Raw genomic sequence first — 21,465 nt, 5'->3', positions numbered from 1 at the left:
GGTTACGCTCGACTTGTTCAAAAATCGGGCACAATGTCCTTATTTGGCATATTCCTAACCTCTTCTTAACCACCGATATAGAGAGTAAGCATAAGCAAATATGCAGTTTTCCGGCAGGGTTCGGTGAGTTTACACATGCGGGAAGCATGGCGGCGAATGTCGCGCCGCGCGGCACTGACGCGATTGCGTCTCACCCGCCACACGATGCGTGTGCCGGAACGATTGATCGTGGCTCCGACGGACCTGCGCAGCATCGATCCGTTTTTTGTCGAAGAGCTTTTGAACGGCCGTATCCTGTTGGCAGGCCGGGTGCTGGAAACGGAGGGGAAATCTCCCTTCGCGCTGGAGCTGCCGTCGCAGGCCTTTGCGGCCCGCCTGCATAGCTTCCGCTGGCTGCGGCATTTGCGGGCGGAAAAAAGCGATCAGGCTTCGGCGCTGGCGCGCGCCATCCTCAATGACTGGATGGCCGTGCATGGCCGTCGGCTGCATGGGATAGCCTGGTCGCCCGATATTGCGGCACAGCGGCTGATCGCCTGGTTGTCGCATTCGCCCGTGGTCCTGCAGGGCACGGATGGCGGCTTTTATCGCCGTTTCATGCGCATGCTGGTTTTCCACGTCTGCTATCTCCGCCGTGTGGCGGCAACGACGCGTGACGGCGAGACGCGGTTCCGGGTGCGGATCGCGCTCGCCATGTCCTCGGTTGCCATGCCGAACGGCAGCTCGACACTGAAGCGTGCCGGCCAGGCGCTCGATCGCGAAATCGACCGGCAGATTCTCCCCGACGGTGGGCATATCTCGCGTAATCCCCGCGTGGCGCTGGAACTGCTGCTCGACTTGCTGCCGCTGCGCCAGACCTACGTCAATCTTGGCCACGACGCGCCGGCGCGTCTGATTCCTGGCATCGACCGCATGTATCCGGCCTTGCGCTTCTTCCGGCATCAGGATGGCGATCTCGCGCTGTTCAATGGCGCGACGTCGACGCTGGCCAACGAGCTGATGTCCGTCCTGCGTTATGACGAAACCGCCGGCCAGGTGTTCAAGGCGCTGCCGCATACCAAATACCATCGGCTGGCGGCCGGACAGGCCGTGGTCATCATCGATACCGGGGCGCCCGCTTCCGCCGACCTCAGCCGCACGGCGCATGCCGGCTGCCTGTCCTTCGAAATGTCTTCGGGCAAATCCCGCTTCATCGTCAATTCCGGCTCGCCGAATTTTGCCGGCGACCGCTACGTCCAGGCGGCGCGCGCCACCGCGGCGCATTCGACCGTGACGCTCGATGACACTTCGTCGAGCCTGTTTTCGAGGTCCAAAGCGCTCGGGCCTGTGATGGTCGGCGGCGTCAAGAAGGTCATTGTTGAGCGCGCGGAGACCGAAGATGGCCGCGACTATGTCCGGGCGGTGCATGACGGCTATCTCTCGACCTTCGGTTATGCCCATGAGCGCGAGGTGAGCCTCAATGCCGCCGGCACCATTCTTGCCGGCCGCGACCGTTTTTTTGTGCCGGAGGGCAAGAAATCGCTACTGAAGAGCGACGGTCTTGCCTCCGCCCGCTTTCATGTTCATCCCTCCATCAGCCTATTGCAGACCGAGACCGACGCCGCGCTGTTGATCGCGCCGGATGGCGAGACCTGGGTGTTCTCCTCGCCGGGCAATGAGGTGCTGGTGACTGAGGATATCTTTTTTGCCGACGCTTCCGGCATGCGCTCCTCCGACCAGCTCGAGATCGTTTTCCCGATCACCGAAAAGCCGGAAATCCGCTGGTTTTTATCCCATCGGCCATAGGCTAAGTGCTTAAGCTGTGTTAACGGGGCGGGCATATTGTCCCGCGCCGTTTTGCCGGACATCTCCTCACGCTCGATTGGAGAAAGCCATGGCCGTCGTTTCCAAAAAAATCCCCGCCCCCGACAAAGTGAAGGTGAAGACCGCGCTTCTGTCCGTCTCCGACAAGACCGGCATCGTCGAGCTGGCGCGTGCGCTCAGCGAAAAGGGCGTGCGGCTGCTGTCGACCGGCGGCACGCACAAGGCCATTGCGGCGGCGGGTCTTGCCGTGACCGATGTATCCGAAGTGACGGAGTTTCCCGAAATCATGGATGGCCGCGTCAAGACGCTGCATCCGAAGGTGCATGGCGGCCTGCTCGCTATTCGCGATGACGCCGAACATCAGGCGGCGATGAAGGAGCATGGCATCGAGGGTATCGACCTGGTCGTCATCAATCTCTACCCCTTCGAAGATGTCCGCAAGGCCGGGGGCGATTATCCGACGACGGTCGAGAATATCGACATTGGCGGCCCTGCGATGATCCGCGCTTCGGCCAAGAACCATGCCTATGTCACGATTCTGACCGATCCGGCCGACTATCCGGAGCTGCTAGAGCAGCTTTCGGCCGATGCCGGCCAGACCGCCTATGCCTTCCGCCAGCGCATGGCCGCCAAGGCTTTCGCCCGCACCGCGGCCTATGATGCGATGATCTCCAACTGGTTCGCCGAGGCTCTGGATATCGCGACGCCGCGCCATCGCGTCATCGGCGGCGTCTTGCGCGAGGAGATGCGCTATGGCGAAAACCCGCATCAGAAGGCGGCTTTCTACGTCACCGGTGAAAACCGTCCTGGTGTCTCGACCGCGACACTGATCCAGGGCAAGCAGCTTTCCTACAACAACATCAACGATACCGATGCGGCCTACGAACTTGTTGCCGAGTTCCTGCCGGAAAAGGGTCCGGCATGCGCGATCATCAAGCATGCCAACCCGTGCGGTGTTGCCACCGGCCCTACCCTGGTTGAGGCCTATAAGCGGGCGCTGGCTTGCGATTCCGTTTCGGCCTTCGGCGGCATCATTGCGCTGAACAGCCTGCTCGATGCGGAAACCGCCGAGGAGATCGTCAAGCTCTTTACCGAGGTCATCATCGCGCCAGAGGTCAGCGAGGAAGCCAAGGCGATCATCGCCCGCAAGCCGAACCTTCGCCTGCTGTCGGTCGGCGCCCTGCCCGATCCGCGTGCGGCCGGCCTGACTGCCAAAACCGTCTCTGGCGGTTTGCTCGTCCAGAACCGCGACAATGCGCTGGTCGAAGATATGGAGCTGAAGGTCGTCACCAAGCGTGCACCGACGGCACAGGAGCTGGAAGACATGAAGTTTGCCTTCCGCGTCGCCAAGCATGTGAAGTCGAACGCCGTTGTTTACGCCAAGGACGGCCAGACGGCCGGTATCGGCGCCGGCCAGATGAGCCGCGTCGATTCGGCCCGCATCGCCGCGATCAAGGCCGAAGAGGCCGCCAAGGCCATGGGGCTCGCCGAGCCGCTGACGCGCGGCTCTGCCGTGGCCTCCGAAGCCTTCCTGCCGTTTGCCGACGGCCTGCTGTCGGCGATTGCCGCCGGCGCGACGGCGGTCATCCAGCCGGGCGGTTCGATGCGGGACCAGGAAGTCATCGATGCCGCCGACGAGCATGGTGTTGCGATGGTCTTCACGGGCGTACGTCATTTCCGGCATTGAGCCATAGCTCGCTTCGTCGTCGTTTCGTCCACCCTCATCCTGAGCTTATCGAAGGACGAGGGTGGCCCATAAGCAACCACCCGCCCTTGTGGTTCGAGGCTTCGGCCTTTCAGGCCTCCGCGCCTCACCATGAGGGCTGATCCTCTCGCTTGCTGGTATATCCCTAATTAAATGGAGGGATATCTCACTTCGCCTTATCGGCCGGATAGGGCGTCGGCAGCAGGAGCAGCAATCCGCCTGCAAGGAAGATGATCAAGGTCGCCATGCCGAGGCGGGCGGAGCCGCTCCAATAGGTCATCAGCGAGAAAAACAGTGTCGCCATGAAGCTGGTGGCGCGGCCGGAGAGTGCGTAGATGCCGAAATAGCGGCCTGCTTCGGCGAGGCTGACACTGCGGGCGAGATAGGAGCGCGAGGAGGCCTGGACCGGGCCGAAGGCGAGGCCGACGAGCAGGCCATAGGCAATATAGGCCTTCTCCGCCGCTGTGCCGAACAGGCCGCCAGAATCGGCGGTCGAGAGCGGCACGAGGCCGAAAAGCGTAAAACCCGGTCCGGTGGAGATGATGCCGAGGGCCGCGAGGAGCAGCATGGTCAGGCTGATGACGACGGTTATCTTCGAACCCAGCCAGCGATCGACATAGCCGGCGATAAAGCAGCCGAAAATAGCGACGACGTTGAGGATGATGCCGTAGATGCCGATCTCGATGGTCGCCCAGCCAAACATTCCCGCGGCGAAGGTGCCGCCGAGGATCAGCAGGCCGTTAACGCCGTCCTGGTAGACCATGCGGGCAATGAGGAAAAGACTGATGCCCCGGCGGCGTTTCAGTTCGCCGAGTGTCATTCTCAGCTCATGCAGGCCGGAGCGAACCGCCGTACCGAGCGGCAGACCGCGGGCGGCATCCGGCGTGAAGAAAAACATCGGCAGAATGAAGAGAAAATACCAGACGGCGGAAATCGGTCCGGTGATGCGCGCATCTTCGCCGAGACTGGCGTCCAGGCCGAAGAGCGGTGTCAGGCCGAGGATGGTCTTGCCAGTTTGCGGGTTGCCGGCCAAAAGCGCCACCACGGCGATAAGCACGATCATGCCGCCGAGATAGCCGAGTCCCCAGGCGGCATTCGACAACCGGCCGATATCGTCCTTGCTGACGAGCCGCGGCATCATCGAATCGTTGAAGACGATTGAAAACTCTGCCGAGATCGAGGCAAGGATCATGAAGATGACGGGGTAGATCACCGGCGAACCGGGTGCCGCACCCCAAAGGCAGAACAGGCTGGCGATCTTGATGACGGCAAAGAAGGCGATCCAGGGTTTACGGGCGCCGGACTGATCGGCGATCGAACCGAGCACCGGCGACAAGACGGCGATGATCACCGAGGAGATCGTCGCCATATTGCTCCACATTGCCTGCGCGGCCACCGGATCCGCCGTCAGGCGCGCGACGAAATAAGGACCGAAGATGAAGGTGGTGACGACGGTGAAGAACGGCTGCGCCGCCCAGTCGAAGAACATCCATCCCCAGATGCCCCGCGCCGGCACTTTCGCCGGCGCGTCGTCCCTTATCTCTGTGGCCACCAAATTCCTGCCCCTGATTCGATAGTGCGTCTATCACGCGGGGCGGACTGTCTCATCTCGCCCGATCGTGCGCAAGGTCGGTCAGGAGGCCGGCGGCGACGGTGATCCGGGCAAGGTTCGGATCGCCGCTTTCGCTGAGGCCCGCAAGCTCTTCGGCAATGCGGTTGATGCGGATGCGGTCTTCGGCGTGCCATGCAAGGATCGGCTGCTTGTCCTTCGGATGATTGCTGAGCGCCGAGATGACGATATCACGGCGGGCCCCAGCGATCTGGTCGAGGCTGCGGGCCAGCGCCAGGCTTTCATAGTGATCGCCGGTGATGATCCGGCTGCCGGCGAGCAGCAGACGGCCGACCCGGAAGGTCTGCGACACCGTGAAGTAGCTTTCGGCGGCGCGGTTGAGCGTATCGCCTGTCCGTTCGGCGATCTGCATGATTTCCGGCACGAGGACGAGCGCGTAGATCGTCGCGATCTCGGAAGCGAGCTTTTCAGGCAGACCGGCGGCCTGATAATCCGCCTGGCGGGTCGCGATCTCGGCGGCGAAATCCGCCGGGATCTGGCTGAGGAAGACCGGTCTCAGCTTTTTCAATGCCGCCTGAAGCCGGCTAACGGTTTCCTCGATATCGCCCTTCGCCGCTCCGGTTTTCAGCAACAGGCGGGTCAGCACCGTATAGACTTCGGTGATTTCGCCATAGACGCGGTTCTGCGTCTGGCCGCCGACCTTACCATCCAGCGCATCGGTCTCGTTCCAGAGGCGATCGAGATCGAAGCCGTCGCGGGCGAGCACGGCAGCCTTGACCACTTCGGCGGCAGACGCGGCCGTCGCATCCATCATGCTGACGGCAAAGCCCGGTCCGCCGCGGTTGATCGCTTCGTTTGCCAGTACCGTCGCGATGATTTCGCGGCGCAGACGATGGCCGGCGATATCGGCGGCATGCGAGCGCTGCATTTTTACCGGGAAATATTGGCTGAGCGTCGCGGCAAAATAGGGATCGTCCGGTAGGTCGCTCGCCGCCAGGGCATCGAACAGGACGATCTTGGCGTAGGAGAGCAGGACACCGATCTCGGCGCGGCTGAGGGGCCGGCCATTGGCGTAGCGTTCGGCAAAGGTCTGGTCGTCGGGCAGCGTCTCAACCTTGCGGTTGAGCTGCTTCGCCCCCTCCAGCACGCTCATGAAACGGCTGAGTTCCAGACCGTTGCTGGTGCCTTTGCGTTCCGTCAGGGAAATCGCCAGAGACTGCAGATAGTTGTTGCGCAGCACCAGCGCCGCCACCTCGTCGGTCATCGAGGCCAACAGCGTATCGCGTTTGGCGCGTGTCAGGCGGCCGTCGAACATGGCGGATGCCAGGGCGATCTTGATATTGACCTCGACGTCGGAGGTATTGACGCCTGCCGAATTGTCGATGGCGTCGGAATTGCAGCGCCCGCCCTTGAGGCCATAGGCGATGCGGCCCTTCTGGGTAACGCCGAGATTGGCGCCTTCGCCGATCACTCTGGCACGAACCTCTTCCGCGGTGATACGGATCGGATCGTTGGCACGGTCGCCGACTTCCGAATCCGTTTCGGCCGGTGCCTTCACATAGGTGCCGATACCGCCGAACCAGAGCAGGTCCACCGGGCTCTTCAGGATCGCCGTCATGATCTCGAAGGGTGTCGCCACGGTCTTGTCGATGCCGATAGTGGCAGCGGCCTCATGAGTCAGCGTCACCGATTTTGCCGAACGTGAGATGATCATTGCGCCCTTCGACAGGACGCTCTTGTCGAAATCCTGCCAGCTCGAGCGGGCGAGATTGAAAAGCCGCTGCCGCTCGGCGAGCGTCTTTTTCATGTCCGGATCGGGATCGATAAAGATGTCGCGGTGATCGAAGGCGGCGAGAAGGCGGATTTTCGGCGACAGCAGCATGCCGTTGCCGAAGACGTCGCCCGACATGTCGCCGACGCCGGCGACAGTGAAGGGCGTCGTCTGGATATCGATGTCCATTTCGCGGAAATGCCGCTTGACGGTCTCCCAGGCGCCGCGGGCCGTGATACCCATCTTCTTGTGGTCATAGCCGGCCGAGCCGCCCGAGGCGAAGGCGTCGTCGAGCCAGAAGCCGGCTTCCTGCGCCAGGGCATTGGCAGTGTCGGAGAACGTCGCGGTGCCCTTGTCGGCGGCGACGACGAAATAGGGGTCGTCTCCATCCTGCCGCACCGTGTCCGGTGGCGCAATGATATCGGCGCCGGAGATATTGTCGGTGATCGACAGCAGGGTGCGGATATAGGTCTTGTAGGCCTCGCGGCCGGCATTGAAGATCTCGTCGCGGCTGCCGCCGACCGGGAGTTTCTTCGGATAGAAGCCGCCCTTGGCGCCGACGGGCACGATGACGGCATTTTTAACCTGCTGCGCCTTCACAAGGCCCAGAACCTCGGTGCGGTAGTCTTCGGCGCGATCCGACCAGCGCAAGCCGCCGCGAGCGACCTTGCCGAAGCGCAGGTGCACGCCCTCTACCTCGACGCCATAGACGAAGATCTCGCGGAAAGGCCGCGGCTCCGGCAGGCCATCCAGGAGTTTCGGATCGAGCTTGAAGGCAAGCATGGCTTTCGGTGTGCCGTCCGGGTTTTTCTGGAAATAGTTGGTGCGTAGCGTCGCATCGACGGCGTTGACATAGCGGCGGAGAATCCGGTCGTCGTCGAGGCTTGGAACATCGGCGAGTTCGGTCTCGATCGTCGCATGCAATTCGCTGAGTTTTTTCGTGCGGTTCTTGTCGTTGAGCTTGGGGGCGAGCGTGTCGTGGAACAGGCGGAAGATCGAGGCTGCGATGCGCGGATATTTGTCCAGCGTCGCGGCGATATAATCCTGCGAATAGGCGATACCAGCCTGGCGAAGATAGCGGGCATAGGCGCGCAGGACGTTGGTTTCGCGAGCCGAAAGACCGGCGGAGATGATCAGCCGGTTGAAAGCATCGTTATCGATCGTGCCGCCGAAGGCTGCGAGGAAGGCTTCCTCCAGCGCCGCGCCGTGGCGCGCGAGATCGATCGTCACGCCGCCGCGGGCTTCGAGTTCCATATCGTGGAGAACGACACGGCCGTTCGCGCCGTTCTTGCCGGTGACGTAAATGTCGAAGGTCCGCTCGCTGAGGACATTGAAGCCGAGATTTTCGAGCAGCGGCACGCGGCGCGACAGCGCCAGATTGTCTTCGGCGTGGAAGATCTTCAACGACAGGATATCGCCCGCTTCCTCCTTGCGGATGTAGAAGGCGATTCGGATCTGATCGGGGCCAGCGGTGGCGGTGATATCGGGCAGGTCGGCAACGGCGTCCTCCGGCGAAAAGGCCTCCTGGAAGGCCTGGCTGACGGAGATATGCGGGGCCTTGGGTCCGGCCAGCATTTCGAAGCGGTCGTCCCAGCGGGCGGTGATGGCGCGGATCGCCGCTTCAAGCTTCGCCTGCGGAACATGCGGGGTCTTGCCGCCGCTGCGGCCGATGATGAAATGCACGCGCGCGACGCCGCCTTCCGGGAAGGCCGGATAGTAGGCGGAAACGCGACCGTCATAGACGGTCTTCAGGTAATTGCCGATCCTCTCGCGGACGACGGAATCATATTCCTCGCGCGGAACATAGACGATCACCGAGACGAAGCGGTCGAAATGGTCGATGCGCGGCAGCGCGCGCACGCGCGGGCGGTCGGCAAGGTCGTTGATCTGTTCGGCAAAGCTTGCGAGCAGCGTCGTGTCGATCTGGAAGAGATCGTCGCGCGGATAGGATTCCAGCGTATTGTCCAGCATGCGCCCGGAATGGCTGGCCGGGTCGAAGCCGAAATGGTCCTTGACCTTCTGCACCTTGGACCGCAGCAACGGCACCTCGCCGGCGGCGCTGGTGTACGCTGTGGACGTATAGAGGCCGACGATGCGCAGTTCGCCGGTGACATTGCCGTCGGCATCGAAACGCTTGACGCCAACATAATCCATATAGGCACGACGGTGAACGACCGACTTCACATTGGCTTTGGTGACGATCAGGAAATCCGGCCCGTCGAGGAAGGCCAGGATTTCCGGCGTGGTGGTGACGGCGTCTTTTCCCTGGCGCAGGACGAGGACGTCGGGATTGGAGAGGATGCCGAGGCCGGCGCCACGGTCGCGCTCCACCTTGGCGCTGGCGCCCTTGCCGGAATAGACATATTCGCGCATGCCGAGGAAGGTGAAATTGCCGTCGCGCAGCCAAGCGAGAAAGGCCAGCGCCTCATCACGATCCGCCTTGCGGCGGGCGGCGGTCTCATAAGTGGAAAGCTCCGTTATCACTGTATCGAGCCGCGTCAGCATTGGCTTCCAGTCGGAAACGGTCAAATGCGTCTGATCGAGCACGATTTGCACGCGCTTGATCAGGTCCGCCGCCTGCGCCGCGGTCAGCGGTGACAGATGTAGTTGAATATGGCTGACACGATCGGCGGGATCGCTCGGATGATCGGCAGAGTAAAGCGTCGGCTGCTTGCCGTCTTTGATGACGAGGATCGGATGCACCGCCATGAAAAGATCGCGGTAGCTGCTGGTCACCTCGCCCATGGCCGATTCGTAGAGGAACGGCATGTTATGATCGGTGATCGAGAGGATCGAAACCGGCACGCCTTCGGGGTCGATATTGGCGACCTGTTCGATGGTGACGCGGGGAGAATCGCCGTTCCAGGCTGCCAGTTCCCCAGCCGCATGCACAGCGGCAAGGGCAAGCATTTCCGGGCTGTAGCGCTCCAAATCGTCATTGCTCGCCCGGCCGAACAGGATTTCCGGATCGAGATGCGCCTCGCCGGTTGCAGCGGCGATCTTGCGGGCCGCTTCGATCTGTTTTTCCCGTTTCGGATTGGTCCTGGGTGCCATGAAATTCCTCCCTTATTCCAAGTTTGGTCACTTTATCAGAAGGTTTATCGAAAAAACTGGCAAATTGAATGCGAATTTCATCGCTTTTCGACCAATTCGGTCTCAAATTTTGAAGAATCTTGCTGATTTGCGATGATCTTGATGCAATCCGTGTAAAAATTGGCGCAGAATTGGCGATATTGCGTAGTCAACAGAGGTTTTCATGACTCTGTGAAGCGCGATTGACAGAGTGACGATAAAAAGATCATCAAACGGCGCAATCAAGGCCGGAAGATCGGAACTGGAAGCAAGCATCATGTCGGATATCGCGGCGGGCGCCGTTATCGTCATCTCCAGCCATGTCGTCAGAGGTTCCGTCGGCAATCGTGCCGCCGTCTTCGCGCTGGAAACCCTGGGCCACCCCGTTTGGGCGCTGCCAACAGTCGTTTTGCCCTGGCATCCCGGCCATGGCCGCTCGACCCGGCTGACCTTTGCCGAGGCGGATTTCGACCACGCGATCGACGATCTTATCGCCGCGCCCTGGCTCGCGGAGGTGAAGGCGGTGCTGTCGGGTTATTTCGGCAATGCCGCGCAGGCACGCTCCGTCGCGCGGCTGGTAACGGCACTCAGGGAAAAGAACCCCGATCTCTTCTATGCCTGCGATCCCGTTATCGGCGATGCCGGTGGGCTCTATGTGCCCGACGCAACCGCCGAAGCGATCCGCGATCAGCTCATCCCGCTCGCATCGCTGGCGACGCCGAACCGCTACGAGCTTGCCTGGCTTGCCGGCGCGCCGCTGGAGGACAACAATGCCGTCATGGAGGCTGCCCTGGCGCTGGGGCCGCCGCGCATGCTGGTGACGTCGGCCGTGCCGATGATGACCGGTGGCACCGGCAATCTCTATCTCAGCGGCCGAAATGCGCTGTTTGCCGAACATCGCAGCATCGACAACGCGCCGAACGGGCTTGGCGACCTGCTCTCGGCCGTGTTCCTGTCGCGGCTTCTGTCGGGCATGGACGAAGAGAGGGCTTTGCAATTGACCACGGCCAGCGTCTATGAAGTCCTGGCGCGGGCGGTCAAGCGCGGCAGCGACGAATTGACGCTCGCCGCCGATGCTTCCAGCCTCTCGACCCCCATGGCAATGGTGCAGATGCGGCGCCTGCTGCATCCGGCGCAGCGACGGAAAAAATAGCGGTCGCCGATGCGATAGCTTTTTGCGTTGCAATAGTTGCCATTGGCGGCGGTGCGCTGTAATTCAATGTCATGAGCTTTCCTACCTCCCTTCTGAACGGCTATCGCAACTTCATGAGCGGGCGTTACGTCGATGAACGCGATCGCTATCGCAATTTGGCGGAGGAAGGGCAGAAGCCCGGAACCCTGGTGATTGCCTGTTCCGACAGCCGTTCGGCGCCGGAGACCATTTTCGACGCTGGTCCCGGAGAGCTTTTCGTTATCCGCAACGTCGCCAATATGGTGCCGCCCTATGAGCCGGACGGCCATTTTCACTCGACGTCCGCAGCTCTGGAATTCGCGGTGCAGTCCCTGAAGGTCGCGGATATCGTTGTCATGGGACATGGTCGCTGCGGCGGCATCCGCGCAGCGTTGGATCCGAATGCCGAGCCGCTGTCGCCGGGCGATTTCATCGGCCGGTGGATGGGCCTCGTAAAGCCGGCCGCCGAGCAGATCCAGAGCAATGACGTTATGACGCCGGCCGAGCGGCAGACGGCGCTGGAGCGCATCTCCATCCGCAATTCGCTCGACAATCTACGCAGCTTTCCCGATATCAAGGCGCTGGAAGAGGAAGGGAAATTGAACCTGCACGGCGCATGGTTCGATATCTCGACCGGCGAGCTGTGGGTGATGGACCCGACGACGCGCGATTTTATCCGGCCGGAAATCTGAGACTACGATAAGGACAAACGAAAAAGGCGCTCCGGGCCATTTGGCCGAGCGCCTTTTGTCGATTTGTTGCCGTAGTTATTGGCCGTCGATCTGCTTGCCGATATAGGCGATCGCCTGCTGGTAGACCGCTGCATCGTTCCAGCCGCCGATCGCCGCGAAATTGGGTTCGCCGGGCTGGTAGCCAAGACCTGGCTGCCAGCCATGGCCCTTCAGGAAGTTTGCAGTTGAGGCCAGCGCGTCGGCGCGGGATCCGACCAGATCGACCCTGCCGTCGCCATCGCCGTCGACGCCGAAATTGACGACGTTCTTCGGCATGAATTGTGTCTGGCCGATTTCGCCATGGGCCGCGCCGCGGGCGGTCGGGCTCAGATAGCCTTCGCCGACGAGCTTGAGGGCGGCGTAGAGCTGATCGGTGAAATAGTCGGAGCGGCGGCAGTCATAAGCGAGCGTCGACACGGCCGAGAGCGTATGCTGGTCGCCCATGAAGCCGCCGAAACCGGTTTCCATGCCCCAGATGGCGATGATCGGGCCGGCGGGCACGCCATAACGCTTCTCGATTCTCGCGAACAGAGCGGCGTTGGCCTGCTTCATGTTCTTGCCACGAGTGATAATCGCCTGGCCACCGCGCTTTCTCATGAAATCTTCGAAGGAGAGCTTGAAGCTCTTCTGGCCGCGATCGGCGCGGATGGTCGGTTGATTGTAATGCACGTTGGCGAAGGCTCGGTCGAGAACAGAGGCACTGACGCCCTGGGCCTGTGCTTCCTGCTTGAATTCCTGCATCCAGTTCTCAAAACCGGCCGACGAGTTGCCGCAAGCTGCCGCATTCGCCGCAAATGGCGTCACCAACAGCAACCCGCCTGCCACGAGAGCTGCCATTCCAGACTTTGTCATGCGCATTCAGAGTCCCCGAATTCTTACCGCGCGAGGCGCGGTAATGGTTTTTGATGGCGCATAAGCCTTCCATTTTTGAGGCCTACGCGCGGTCTTACTGTGACCGGACCATGCCAGTATCCGGCAATTCTGTCATTATCACGGTTAAGCGATCAATATTTTCGCTTCACGTGAAACACTATACCTGACGCAGCTTTGTAAAAGCCTCGCCATTCGATCGGAAATAGCGAGGCTTTTATTTGGTTCCTACTTAGCCAGCAAAGGTTGAAAAACCGTAAATGGTTTATAAACCCTTTATGCCGCCTGCTTGCGCGGCTTGACCAGGCCACGGTTGATCAGGAGTTCGGCAATCTGGATGGCGTTCAGCGCCGCGCCCTTGCGCAGATTGTCGGAGACGACCCAGATGTTGAGACCGTTTTCAACCGTTGCGTCCTCGCGAATGCGCGAAATGTAGGTCGCGTCCTCGCCGGCGGACTCATAAGGCGTGATGTAGCCGCCGTTTTCGCGCTTGTCGATGACGAGGCAGCCCGGGGCTTCGCGCAGGATATCGCGGGCCTGATCGGCAGTGATCTCGTTTTCAAACTCGATATTGACCGATTCCGAATGACCGATGAAGACCGGCACGCGCACGGCGGTGCAGGTAACCTTGATCTTCGGATCGAGCATCTTCTTGGTTTCGGCCAGCACCTTCCATTCTTCCTTGGTGTAGCCGTCTTCCATGAAGACATCGATGTGCGGAATGACGTTGAAGGCGATGCGCTTGGTGAACTTCTTCGACTCGATCGGATCGGCGACGAAGACGGCGCGGGTCTGGTTGAAAAGCTCGTCCATGCCGTCCTTGCCGGCGCCGGAGACGGACTGGTAGGTCGAGATGACGACGCGCTTGATCTTGGCGAAGTCGTGCAGCGGCTTCAGCGCCACAACAAGCTGCGCGGTCGAGCAATTCGGGTTGGCGATGATGTTGCGCTTGGTGAACTGCGTGACGGCATCCGGGTTTACTTCCGGCACGATCAACGGCACGTCGGCGTCGTAGCGCCAGGCGGAGGAGTTGTCGATGACGACGCAGCCCTGGGCGCCGATCTTCGGCGAGAACTTCTTGGAGACATCGCCGCCGGCCGACATCAGGCAGATGTCGGTGTCGGAGAAATCGTAGTTCTCCAGGTTCGAAACCTTCAATGTCCGGTCGCCGAAGGAAACTTCGGTGCCCTGCGAGCGGGCCGATGCGAGGGCTACGACCTCGTCAGCCGGAAAACCGCGTTCGGACAGGATATTGAGCATTTCGCGGCCGACATTCCCGGTCGCGCCCGCAACTGCAACTTTGAAACCCATTTCTCAAGCTCTCTTTCTCTTCTCTCCTCTTGGGCGAGGGGGGGGAACCGCGGCCATAACGGCCGGTTCCTGTCCCCAGCCGAGCCGGGGAGAGAGCGGCAGGCCAGAGACGTCAGACGGTTTTCGTCGTCGTTTTGGCCTTGGTTTTGGAAGAAACCGGAAAACGGAACTCCTGCCCGGCATAGTCTGCCAGGTGACCGAAGCTATCGATCTGTTCGAAGCGAACCATGGAGGTCTTCCTTTTCCGTCGCCGGTTCTACGGGGTTTTCCACAGGAGTCAAGGATTTCCGCGTTCCGACCGATGCGGGAACGCGGAAATCAACATCAGCCCTCAGCGGTTGGTGTTGCGGGTGGATTCGAACAGGAACCAGGTGCGGCGTTCCGTCTCGTCCAGCCAGCTTTCAAGCAGGCTGGCGGTGGCGATATCGCCATATTCATCGCAGACATCGTGGGCGGCGCGGATTTCGGCGGAAAGCCTGAGATTGTCGTCGGCCAGTTCGGCGAGCATGTCCTGGGCGTCGACATATTCGGCGTCATTGTCGGGGATACGCTGCAGCTTGGCGATGTGGCCGATCGAACGCAGCGTGGTGCCGCCGATCTTTCTGGCGCGTTCGGCCATCGGGTCTGTCATGGCGAAGATCTGCTCGCCCTGCTCGTCCAGCAACAGGTGGTAATCGCGGAAATGCGGTCCACTCATATGCCAATGGAAATTCTTGGTCTTGAGATAAAGGGAAAAGACGTCGGCCAGCAGCGCATTCAGTGCTGCGGAAATATCGCGTGTCGCTTCTTCGCTGAGATTGGTGCGCGTGCCCAGTTTCGATTTGGTGTTGGCGGTATTCATGATGACGTGCTCCGTTTCGTTGGTCGCAACAGCGATCCTCAGAGATTTTCGCAGTAATTCATGGCGTTCGCTCGCGAGGGGTCGCATTGCAGACAGGGATCTGTCTTGAAAGTTTCCGCGGTCAAGATGTCGTTTTGCAGCAAAAGCGGCTGCGGAGATCTTCGGAAAAACCCGAACGGCAATGATACTATGAAGACGGAGACGGTTTGGCAATTCTCGCCGGAGGTGGCCGCGCGGATCGGAACCATGGCATGCGGGCAATTCCGCTTCCCTTGCCAAGGAGGGAAGCGGCTCTGCGGATAGGCGGTTACTTCAGGCCGCCGCCGGCATAGAGGGTTTCGCCCGTCAGCCAGCCGGAGTCCTTCGAGGCGAGGAAAACGGCGATCGGGGCAATATCGGTCGGCTGTCCGAGGCGGCCAAGCGGCGTTTGGGAAACCATCTGCTTTTCGAGATCGCTGCCGATGATGCCCGCTGCAATGACGCCTTCGGTTTCGACCCCGCCAGGCGAAATGGTGTTGACGCGGATATTGCGCGGACCGAGCTCCTTGGCGAGGATCTGGGTGATCGAGGTGACGGCGGCCTTGGTCGCCGTGTAGACCGTGGCGGTTGGCAGGTTCATGGTGACGGCGGTCGAGGCGATGTTGATGACATTGCCGCCTTCAGGACCGAAATGCTTCACCGCTTCCTGCGTCGTCAGCAGCGTGCCGAGAACGTTGATGTTGAACTGCCGGTGGAATTCCTCTTCGGTGATCTCTTCCAGCGGCTGGAATTGATAGACGCCGGCATTGTTGACGAGGATGTCGACGCCGCCGAAGGCTCCCTTCGTTTCAGCAAAAAGCCGCTTCACGTCGGCGGATTTCGAAACATCGCCGTGAGCTGCGATCGCCTTGCCGCCCTTGGCGGTGATCTCGGCCACGACCTTGTCGGCGCCTTCGCGGCTCGACGCATAGTTGACGACGATAGCCGCACCCGCCTCGCCCAATGCCTTGGCGATGCCTGCGCCGATCCCCTTCGATGCTCCGGTCACGATTGCGACCTTGCCTGCCAGTTTGCTCATGTCTAGCTCCTGTCGAGATAATTGTTAGATGATTTTATAAATATCGAACTGATGGCGCAGACGAGGCCTTACACCGGCGGTCTTCGCTGCGTCACTTTGATATTTAGATACTCATCTAACTGATGCAAGAGCCGCCGGCGCGGCGTGTGGGGAAAATGATTGTCAGATGTTGGAGAGTTCCGCCATGTAGGCATTCAGGACATCGCGCCGAAGCACCAGGTTTGCGAACTTGCCTTCCCGCACGATCTCGATGAGACCGGCGTTTTCGAGTTCCTTGATGTGATGCGATATCGTCGCGGCACTGACGGTGTGGCACTGCGTCAGGACGCTGCAAGGCATAGGCTCGCCGCGACCGCCGATTTCTTTCAGCATCTGCACACGGCGCGGCTCGGCGAGCGCCCGGGCAATCAATCCCATCTGCCTTTCGCTTAGCCTCGTCTGTCCTGCATCGGTCATCGTCTTCGCCACACTCAAACGGGGAAAGGTTTCCCGCAAATTCGCCGCTTCAGATATATGAATGCAGGGGATGCTTGGCAACCATTCAGGGTGCAGCGATGGACGGGACCAAGGTAGTTCACGAATGATTTTTCGAGAGCTGTGGGGGGGCGGCCCTCGTGGTTCGAGGCTTTGCTGCCTTTGCTGACGCTCTGACATCAAAACACCTCACCATGGGGGCGGAGCGATGACGCGGGCCAGCTCAAGGAGAGCTCTCACCCTTAAGGAGCGGAACCCGAAGGGTGGAGCCTCGAAGGGCGAGGGCGGATGAGGGAAATGATCCCTACTTCCCCTTCAGCAGCGGTAATTTTGGCACCGGCCAGCCAGTCTCGCCGATGCGAAAGAGCAGGCCGTAGCGGGAATAGACGATCGCCGTCATGAAGGAGAACCAGCCGCCAAGCGCGAGGCCGGCGATGACGTCGCTCGGATAGTGCGCGCCGATCATCACTCGCGTCGTCGCGAGCCAAAGAGCGCAGGCGACGAAGATGTAGCGATAGCGGGGGAAGAGGAAGGCAAGTGCCACGAAGAAGGCGCCAATGGTGGTCGCATGGCCGGATGGGAAGCTTTCGAAGCTGGCATGGCCGTTGAAGGGGGAGAAACCGAAAGGACCCCAATCCTCAAAATGAGTGGGGCGGGCACGACCGATGGCGCGCTTGAGGAGATTGGCGATGATGCCCGAAAGCGCGATGGTCGTCAGCAGATAGCCGCCGATCTGACAGATGCGCAGGGCCTGGCAGCGACAGCGCGGCGACTGCAGCAGCCGGCTGCCGGCCCAGCCTTCGAAGAACAGGAAGGCGCTGACCAAGATGATCCAGCCGGATTCGCCGAAATTGGTGAGCAGCTTGCCGAAGAAATGAATGGGCGGTGCAATGTTCTTGATGGTCGCGCCGACCGGCCAATCGAACAGCAGGGCCGCCAGCAATACGATATTGGCGGTCAGGAACAGGCAGATCTTCCAATGCGAAGGAGCGAAGCCGCTCCTATTGCGCCGCCACCGCCTGTCCAGAGACGTCAAGATCGCCTGCATACCCACCGCCTGTCGTCGATACTCCACCCCAGTCGACGATCACGCGTAGCAGGCTCCTGCTACAGTTTTTTTACAGATTTAAGACGATCGGCAGCGAAGCCCATGGTTCAGCCGCGGCCGCGGCCAACCGTCTTGTCCTGTGGAGAAGACCAGGCCGAAACGGGAAAAGAGGATCGCGACGGCGAAGGCGATCCAGGCGCCGAGCGCCAGCCCCGCGGCGACGTCGCTTGGATAATGAACGCCGATGATGATGCGAGAAGCGCCGAGCCAGAGGCCGATGCCGATGAACAGCAGCCGGAATCGCGGGAAAAGCAGAGCCAGCGCGGTAAAGAGAGCACCCACATTGGCCGAATGCGCCGAGGGAAAGCTCTGAAACAGGAAGTCACCATGAAACGGTTCGAAGCCGAGAATGCCATATTGGTCATAAAGCAGGGGCCGCGCCCGTCCGATCGCGTATTTCAGAAGATTGACGATGATGCTGGTGGAAAGAACCGACAGGCCGACATAGGTGACTATCCGGATGAGAAGGACGCTTCGGTAACCGCCATGCGTCGGCGAGCGTCGTACGATAAAAAGACCGACGGCAAACACGACGGCGATGGCGGCGAGGATCCAGGCCAGCCTGCCGATATCGGTGACGGCGCCTGCGACCGCAATCAGTCGCGGCGAGAGGTTTTTCGCAGCCTGCCCAAGCGGTGTGTCGAAGACGAAGAAGGCGAGAACGACGATGTTGATGGCGGTCAGCGTGCAGCCGAGCCAAGGAAGGCGGCCATGACGGCTGCGGCGGACGTCATAGCGCCGCGCCAGCCTCTGCCAAGGTCGTAATTGCCTCTGGATTGTGCTTACTGGTGGCGATGTCGTTTCCGTGCTCATGCGATGGGAAATAGGAGTCCGTCGCGTTGAGTTCAACAAAAAGCCCCCGCTCTGCAAGCAAAGAGCGAGGGCTTTGAATGTTTCACGTGAAATACTAGAGCGAGCTTTGGGCGTTCAGATGAACGCGTGGCGCTCTAGGCGGCGATTATGCCGACAGAGCCTTGAATTCGGCAAGGATGGCATCGCCCATCTCGGCGGTGCCGACCTGGCGGCTGCCGGCGGACATGATGTCGCCGGTGCGGATACCGCTGTCGAGCACGTTGGCGATTGCCTTTTCCAGCGCATCGGCTTCGGAAACCAGGCCGAAGGAGTAGCGCAGGCACATGGCGAAGGAGGCGATCATGGCGATCGGGTTGGCAATGCCCTTGCCGGCGATATCGGGTGCGGAACCGTGTACCGGCTCGTAGAGCGCCTTGCGCTTGCCGGTCTTGGCATCCGGAGCGCCGAGCGAAGCGGATGGCAGCATGCCGAGCGAGCCGGTCAGCATGGCGGCAACGTCGGACAGCATGTCGCCGAAGAGATTGTCGGTGACGATGACGTCGAACTGCTTCGGCTGGCGAACGAGTTGCATGCCGCCGGCATCGGCGAGCATATGCTCGAGCTGCACGTCAGCATATTTTTCCTTGTGCGTCGCGGTGACGACTTGGTTCCAGAGCACGCCCGACTTCATGACGTTGCGCTTTTCCATCGAGCAGACGCGGTTGTTGCGAGTGCGCGCCAGTTCGAAGGCGACGCCGGCGATGCGCTCGATCTCGTAGGTGTCGTAGACCTGGGTGTCGATGCCGCGCTTCTGGCCGTTGCCGAGGTCGATGATTTCCTTCGGCTCGCCGAAATAAACGCCGCCGGTGAGCTCGCGGATGATGAGGATATCAAGGCCGTCAACCAGCTCCGGCTTCAGCGAGGAGGCCGATGCCAGCGCCGGATAGCAGATGGCCGGGCGCAGATTGGCGAAAAGCTGGAGATCCTTGCGCAGGCGCAGCAGGCCGGCTTCCGGACGCACTTCATAGGGAACGCTATCCCACTTCGGGCCACCGACGGCGCCGAAGAGCACGGCATCGGCCGCAAGTGCCTTCTGCATGTCTTCTTCGGAGATGGCGGCGCCATGCGCATCATAAGCGCTGCCGCCGACGAGACCTTCGTCGGTGACGAAACCGGCATTCTTCGCCTCGTTCATATAGGCGATGATCTTGCGGACTTCGCCCATGGCTTCGGGACCGATGCCGTCGCCAGGCAGGAGGAAAAGATTGCGCACTGTCATGGGAAAGCCTCCGCAAAAGAAACAAGTTGCGGGTTCTTAGACCCGCAGATGCGGCTTTTCAAGCGAGGAAGGAGCGGAAACGGTACGGTTTGGGGCTTTTGCGGCCGACCCTCGTGGTTCGAGGCTGCGCCTTTTGGGCTTCGCACCTCACCATGAGGGCGGAGCGAACTATAAGCCAGGCGAGAGCATGAGCCCTCATGGTGAGGAGGCCCAAAGGGCCGTCTCGAACCACGAGGGCGGATGGCTTGCGTTGCTTTATCCTTACTCCGCCAATCCAAGCGAGGCGAGATAGGCGGCCGATGCCGGGATTTTCGACTTGTCCTTGATCTCGATGATCAGGCGCGGATTGCTGTCGAGTTTGGCAAGGGCGGCGAAGACGGCGCGCCAGTGGATATTGCCTTCGCCAAGGCTCCAGTGGCGATCGGCATAGCCGTCGGCATCCTGCAGGTGGACATGCTGCAGGCGGTTGCCGGCGGCGTGGACATAGTAGTCAACCGGCGGTGCGCCGGTGTAGCCATGGGCGTAATGGGCATGGCCGGTGTCGATCGAAACGGCGACGGCGGGTGTATTGAAGCTGTCGGCGAGACCGACGCGGATATGCGGATCCTTGTCCTCGATATTCTCGATGACCATGGTCAGGCCGATATTCTCGGCGCGTCTGACAGCGTCCCTCAACGTCAGATGCGTGTATTCGATGATCTTCTCGCGTTCGCCCTTGTTGTTGTCGAGGTTGTTGTAGGACCAGGACGTATAGGGGCTATGAATGACCATCTGCGTGGCGCCGATATTGGCGCAGACGTCGAGCGCCTGCGTGAGGCGCTTGGTGACGACGGCGCGGATCTCCGGATCCTGCGAGGCGATGATGAAGCCCCAGAATGGTCCGTGGATGCCGAGCCGGCCCTGGTGACCGTCGAGCAATTTCCTGGCGTGCTCGGCGAGCGGCGCCCAGTCGCCATTCAGGATTTCGGCTTCGACGAAGCTCTGCAGTTCCAGATCGCGCGGTTTTTCGAGCAGCCAATCACGATGGGCTTCGACATCGGCAAGCGTCATGGCTGCGCCAAGAATTGGAAGGGAGGTCATGAAATGCTCCGATTGGGAGGAGGAAATGGAGGAGCGGGAGCAGCCTGAAGGGCTCCGCAAAGACTATATGATCCCCCTTTTTGTCGGGCATATTACAGCCGGCAACCTCATGAACTTTCCATGGCATGAAAAGAAAAAGCCGGGCTTTTCAGCCCGGCTCTGACACGCAAATGTGATAATGAAATCGATCAGGCAGCCCAGGGACGGGATGCGGCGTTCGTCTTTTCGAAGCTGTCGATCGCCTTGGCCTTTTCCAGTGTCAGGCCGATATCGTCGAGGCCGTTCAGCAGGCAATGGCGCTTGAATTCGTCGAGCTCGAACTTGATCGAGCCGCCGTCCGGGCCGGTGATCTCAAGGTTTTCCAGATCGATCGTCAGAATGGCGTTGGAGCCGCGCGAGGCGTCGTCCATCAGCTTGTCGAGCTCTTCCTGGCTGACCTTGATCGGCAGGATGCCGTTCTTGAAGCAGTTATTGTAGAAGATGTCGGCGAAGCTCGTCGAAATGACGCAGCGGATGCCGAAGTCGAGCAGCGCCCACGGGGCATGTTCGCGCGACGAACCACAGCCGAAATTGTCGCCGGCGACGAGGATCTTAGCATTCTGATAGGCCGGCTTGTTCAGCACGAAATCCGGGTTCGGCGAGCCATCCTCATTGTAGCGGGCTTCGGCGAACAACCCTGTGCCAAGACCGGTGCGCTTGATGGTCTTCAGATAGTCCTTCGGGATGATCATGTCGGTATCGACATTGACGACCGGGAGGGGTGCCGCGACACCGGTCAACTTCACGAACTTGTCCATGGGGGTCCTGCCTTCAATTTTCGTCTATGCACGAAT

The 21,465-nt window shown here is 60.7% G+C and carries 18 protein-coding genes and 1 pseudogene; 5 read left to right on the top strand and 14 right to left on the bottom strand.

From position 1 onward, the window contains the following. The first annotated feature begins 135 nt into the window (after positions 1–135). Both NXC24_RS20225 and purH read left to right on the top strand, forming a co-directional pair. A complete protein-coding gene (locus NXC24_RS20225; RefSeq protein WP_104824912.1) occupies positions 136–1,782 on the top strand; it encodes a heparinase II/III family protein in 1,647 nt (548 codons plus the stop codon). 88 nt (positions 1,783–1,870) lie between these two features. Continuing rightward, a complete protein-coding gene (purH, locus tag NXC24_RS20220) occupies positions 1,871–3,487 on the top strand; it encodes a bifunctional phosphoribosylaminoimidazolecarboxamide formyltransferase/IMP cyclohydrolase (RefSeq protein ID WP_104824911.1) in 1,617 nt (538 codons plus the stop codon). Between the two features lie 184 nt (positions 3,488–3,671). On the opposite strand, the gene NXC24_RS20215 is transcribed toward purH, so the two are convergent. The 3 genes from NXC24_RS20215 to NXC24_RS35150 all read right to left on the bottom strand — a co-directional run bounded on the left by NXC24_RS20215 (position 3,672) and on the right by NXC24_RS35150 (position 10,197). Then, the gene (locus tag NXC24_RS20215; RefSeq protein ID WP_104824910.1) at positions 3,672–5,060 is read right to left on the bottom strand and encodes an MFS transporter; all 1,389 of its coding nucleotides are present in this window, start codon (positions 5,058–5,060) and stop codon (positions 3,672–3,674) included. A gap of 49 nt (positions 5,061–5,109) precedes the next feature. Further along, positions 5,110–9,900, bottom strand: a complete 4,791-nt coding sequence (locus NXC24_RS20210) for an NAD-glutamate dehydrogenase (RefSeq protein ID WP_104824909.1) — start codon at positions 9,898–9,900, stop codon at positions 5,110–5,112. A gap of 102 nt (positions 9,901–10,002) precedes the next feature. Next, positions 10,003–10,197, bottom strand: a complete 195-nt coding sequence (locus NXC24_RS35150; RefSeq protein ID WP_158704502.1) for a hypothetical protein — start codon at positions 10,195–10,197, stop codon at positions 10,003–10,005. Here NXC24_RS35150 and pdxY point away from each other — a divergent pair. Further along, positions 10,196–11,071: a pyridoxal kinase PdxY gene (pdxY, locus tag NXC24_RS20205; RefSeq protein ID WP_104824908.1), complete on the top strand. Its 876-nt coding sequence runs from the start codon at positions 10,196–10,198 to the stop codon at positions 11,069–11,071. The two genes, NXC24_RS35150 and pdxY, sit on opposite strands and share 2 nt — an antisense overlap. A 71-nt stretch (positions 11,072–11,142) precedes the next feature. Beyond that, entirely contained in the window at positions 11,143–11,781 is a 639-nt protein-coding gene (locus tag NXC24_RS20200; RefSeq protein WP_104824907.1) for a carbonic anhydrase, read from the top strand. A gap of 75 nt (positions 11,782–11,856) precedes the next feature. Here the strand turns inward: NXC24_RS20200 and NXC24_RS20195 are convergent, their stop codons facing one another. From NXC24_RS20195 to NXC24_RS20150, 10 genes and pseudogenes are all read right to left on the bottom strand, one after another. Continuing rightward, positions 11,857–12,678: a lytic murein transglycosylase gene (locus NXC24_RS20195; RefSeq protein ID WP_104824906.1), complete on the bottom strand. Its 822-nt coding sequence runs from the start codon at positions 12,676–12,678 to the stop codon at positions 11,857–11,859. A 288-nt stretch (positions 12,679–12,966) separates the two neighbouring features. Next, the gene (locus NXC24_RS20190; protein ID WP_104824905.1) at positions 12,967–14,001 is read right to left on the bottom strand and encodes an aspartate-semialdehyde dehydrogenase; all 1,035 of its coding nucleotides are present in this window, start codon (positions 13,999–14,001) and stop codon (positions 12,967–12,969) included. Between the two features lie 112 nt (positions 14,002–14,113). Next, positions 14,114–14,304: pseudogene (locus NXC24_RS35515) on the bottom strand (hypothetical protein). 28 nt (positions 14,305–14,332) lie between these two features. Then, complete coding sequence (locus NXC24_RS20185; protein ID WP_104824904.1) at positions 14,333–14,842, bottom strand: DNA starvation/stationary phase protection protein; 510 nt, start codon at positions 14,840–14,842, stop codon at positions 14,333–14,335. Positions 14,843–15,149: 307 nt separating this feature from the next. Then, positions 15,150–15,899 carry a glucose 1-dehydrogenase gene (locus tag NXC24_RS20175; RefSeq protein WP_104824902.1) on the bottom strand — a complete coding sequence of 250 codons (750 nt, stop codon included), beginning with the start codon at positions 15,897–15,899 and terminating at the stop codon, positions 15,150–15,152. A 162-nt stretch (positions 15,900–16,061) separates the two neighbouring features. Next, the gene (locus NXC24_RS20170; protein ID WP_104824901.1) at positions 16,062–16,355 is read right to left on the bottom strand and encodes a helix-turn-helix domain-containing protein; all 294 of its coding nucleotides are present in this window, start codon (positions 16,353–16,355) and stop codon (positions 16,062–16,064) included. 322 nt (positions 16,356–16,677) lie between these two features. Next, positions 16,678–17,421 (bottom strand): lipid A 1-phosphatase LpxE, encoded by a 744-nt coding sequence (lpxE, locus tag NXC24_RS20165; RefSeq protein WP_104824900.1) that lies wholly within the window; start codon positions 17,419–17,421, stop codon positions 16,678–16,680. A gap of 78 nt (positions 17,422–17,499) precedes the next feature. Then, positions 17,500–18,294, bottom strand: coding sequence for a phosphatase PAP2 family protein (locus NXC24_RS20160; protein WP_104824899.1), 795 nt, complete (start codon positions 18,292–18,294; stop codon positions 17,500–17,502). A 145-nt stretch (positions 18,295–18,439) separates the two neighbouring features. Then, positions 18,440–19,552, bottom strand: a complete 1,113-nt coding sequence (gene leuB, locus NXC24_RS20155) for a 3-isopropylmalate dehydrogenase (RefSeq protein WP_104824898.1) — start codon at positions 19,550–19,552, stop codon at positions 18,440–18,442. A 261-nt stretch (positions 19,553–19,813) separates the two neighbouring features. Next, entirely contained in the window at positions 19,814–20,632 is an 819-nt protein-coding gene (locus NXC24_RS20150; RefSeq protein ID WP_104824897.1) for a sugar phosphate isomerase/epimerase family protein, read from the bottom strand. A gap of 25 nt (positions 20,633–20,657) precedes the next feature. On the opposite strand from NXC24_RS20150, the gene NXC24_RS35145 reads away from it, so the two are divergent. Beyond that, the gene (locus NXC24_RS35145) at positions 20,658–20,795 is read left to right on the top strand and encodes a hypothetical protein (RefSeq protein ID WP_158704501.1); all 138 of its coding nucleotides are present in this window, start codon (positions 20,658–20,660) and stop codon (positions 20,793–20,795) included. A gap of 25 nt (positions 20,796–20,820) precedes the next feature. Here NXC24_RS35145 and leuD read toward each other — a convergent pair whose 3' ends face one another. Then, positions 20,821–21,429, bottom strand: coding sequence for a 3-isopropylmalate dehydratase small subunit (gene leuD, locus NXC24_RS20145; protein ID WP_104824896.1), 609 nt, complete (start codon positions 21,427–21,429; stop codon positions 20,821–20,823). Positions 21,430–21,465 lie beyond the last annotated feature (36 nt).

It is taken from the genome of Rhizobium sp. NXC24, from assembly GCF_002944315.1.
Classification (GTDB): domain Bacteria; phylum Pseudomonadota; class Alphaproteobacteria; order Rhizobiales; family Rhizobiaceae; genus Rhizobium.
This window is presented reverse-complemented; position numbering and strand designations above follow the sequence as displayed.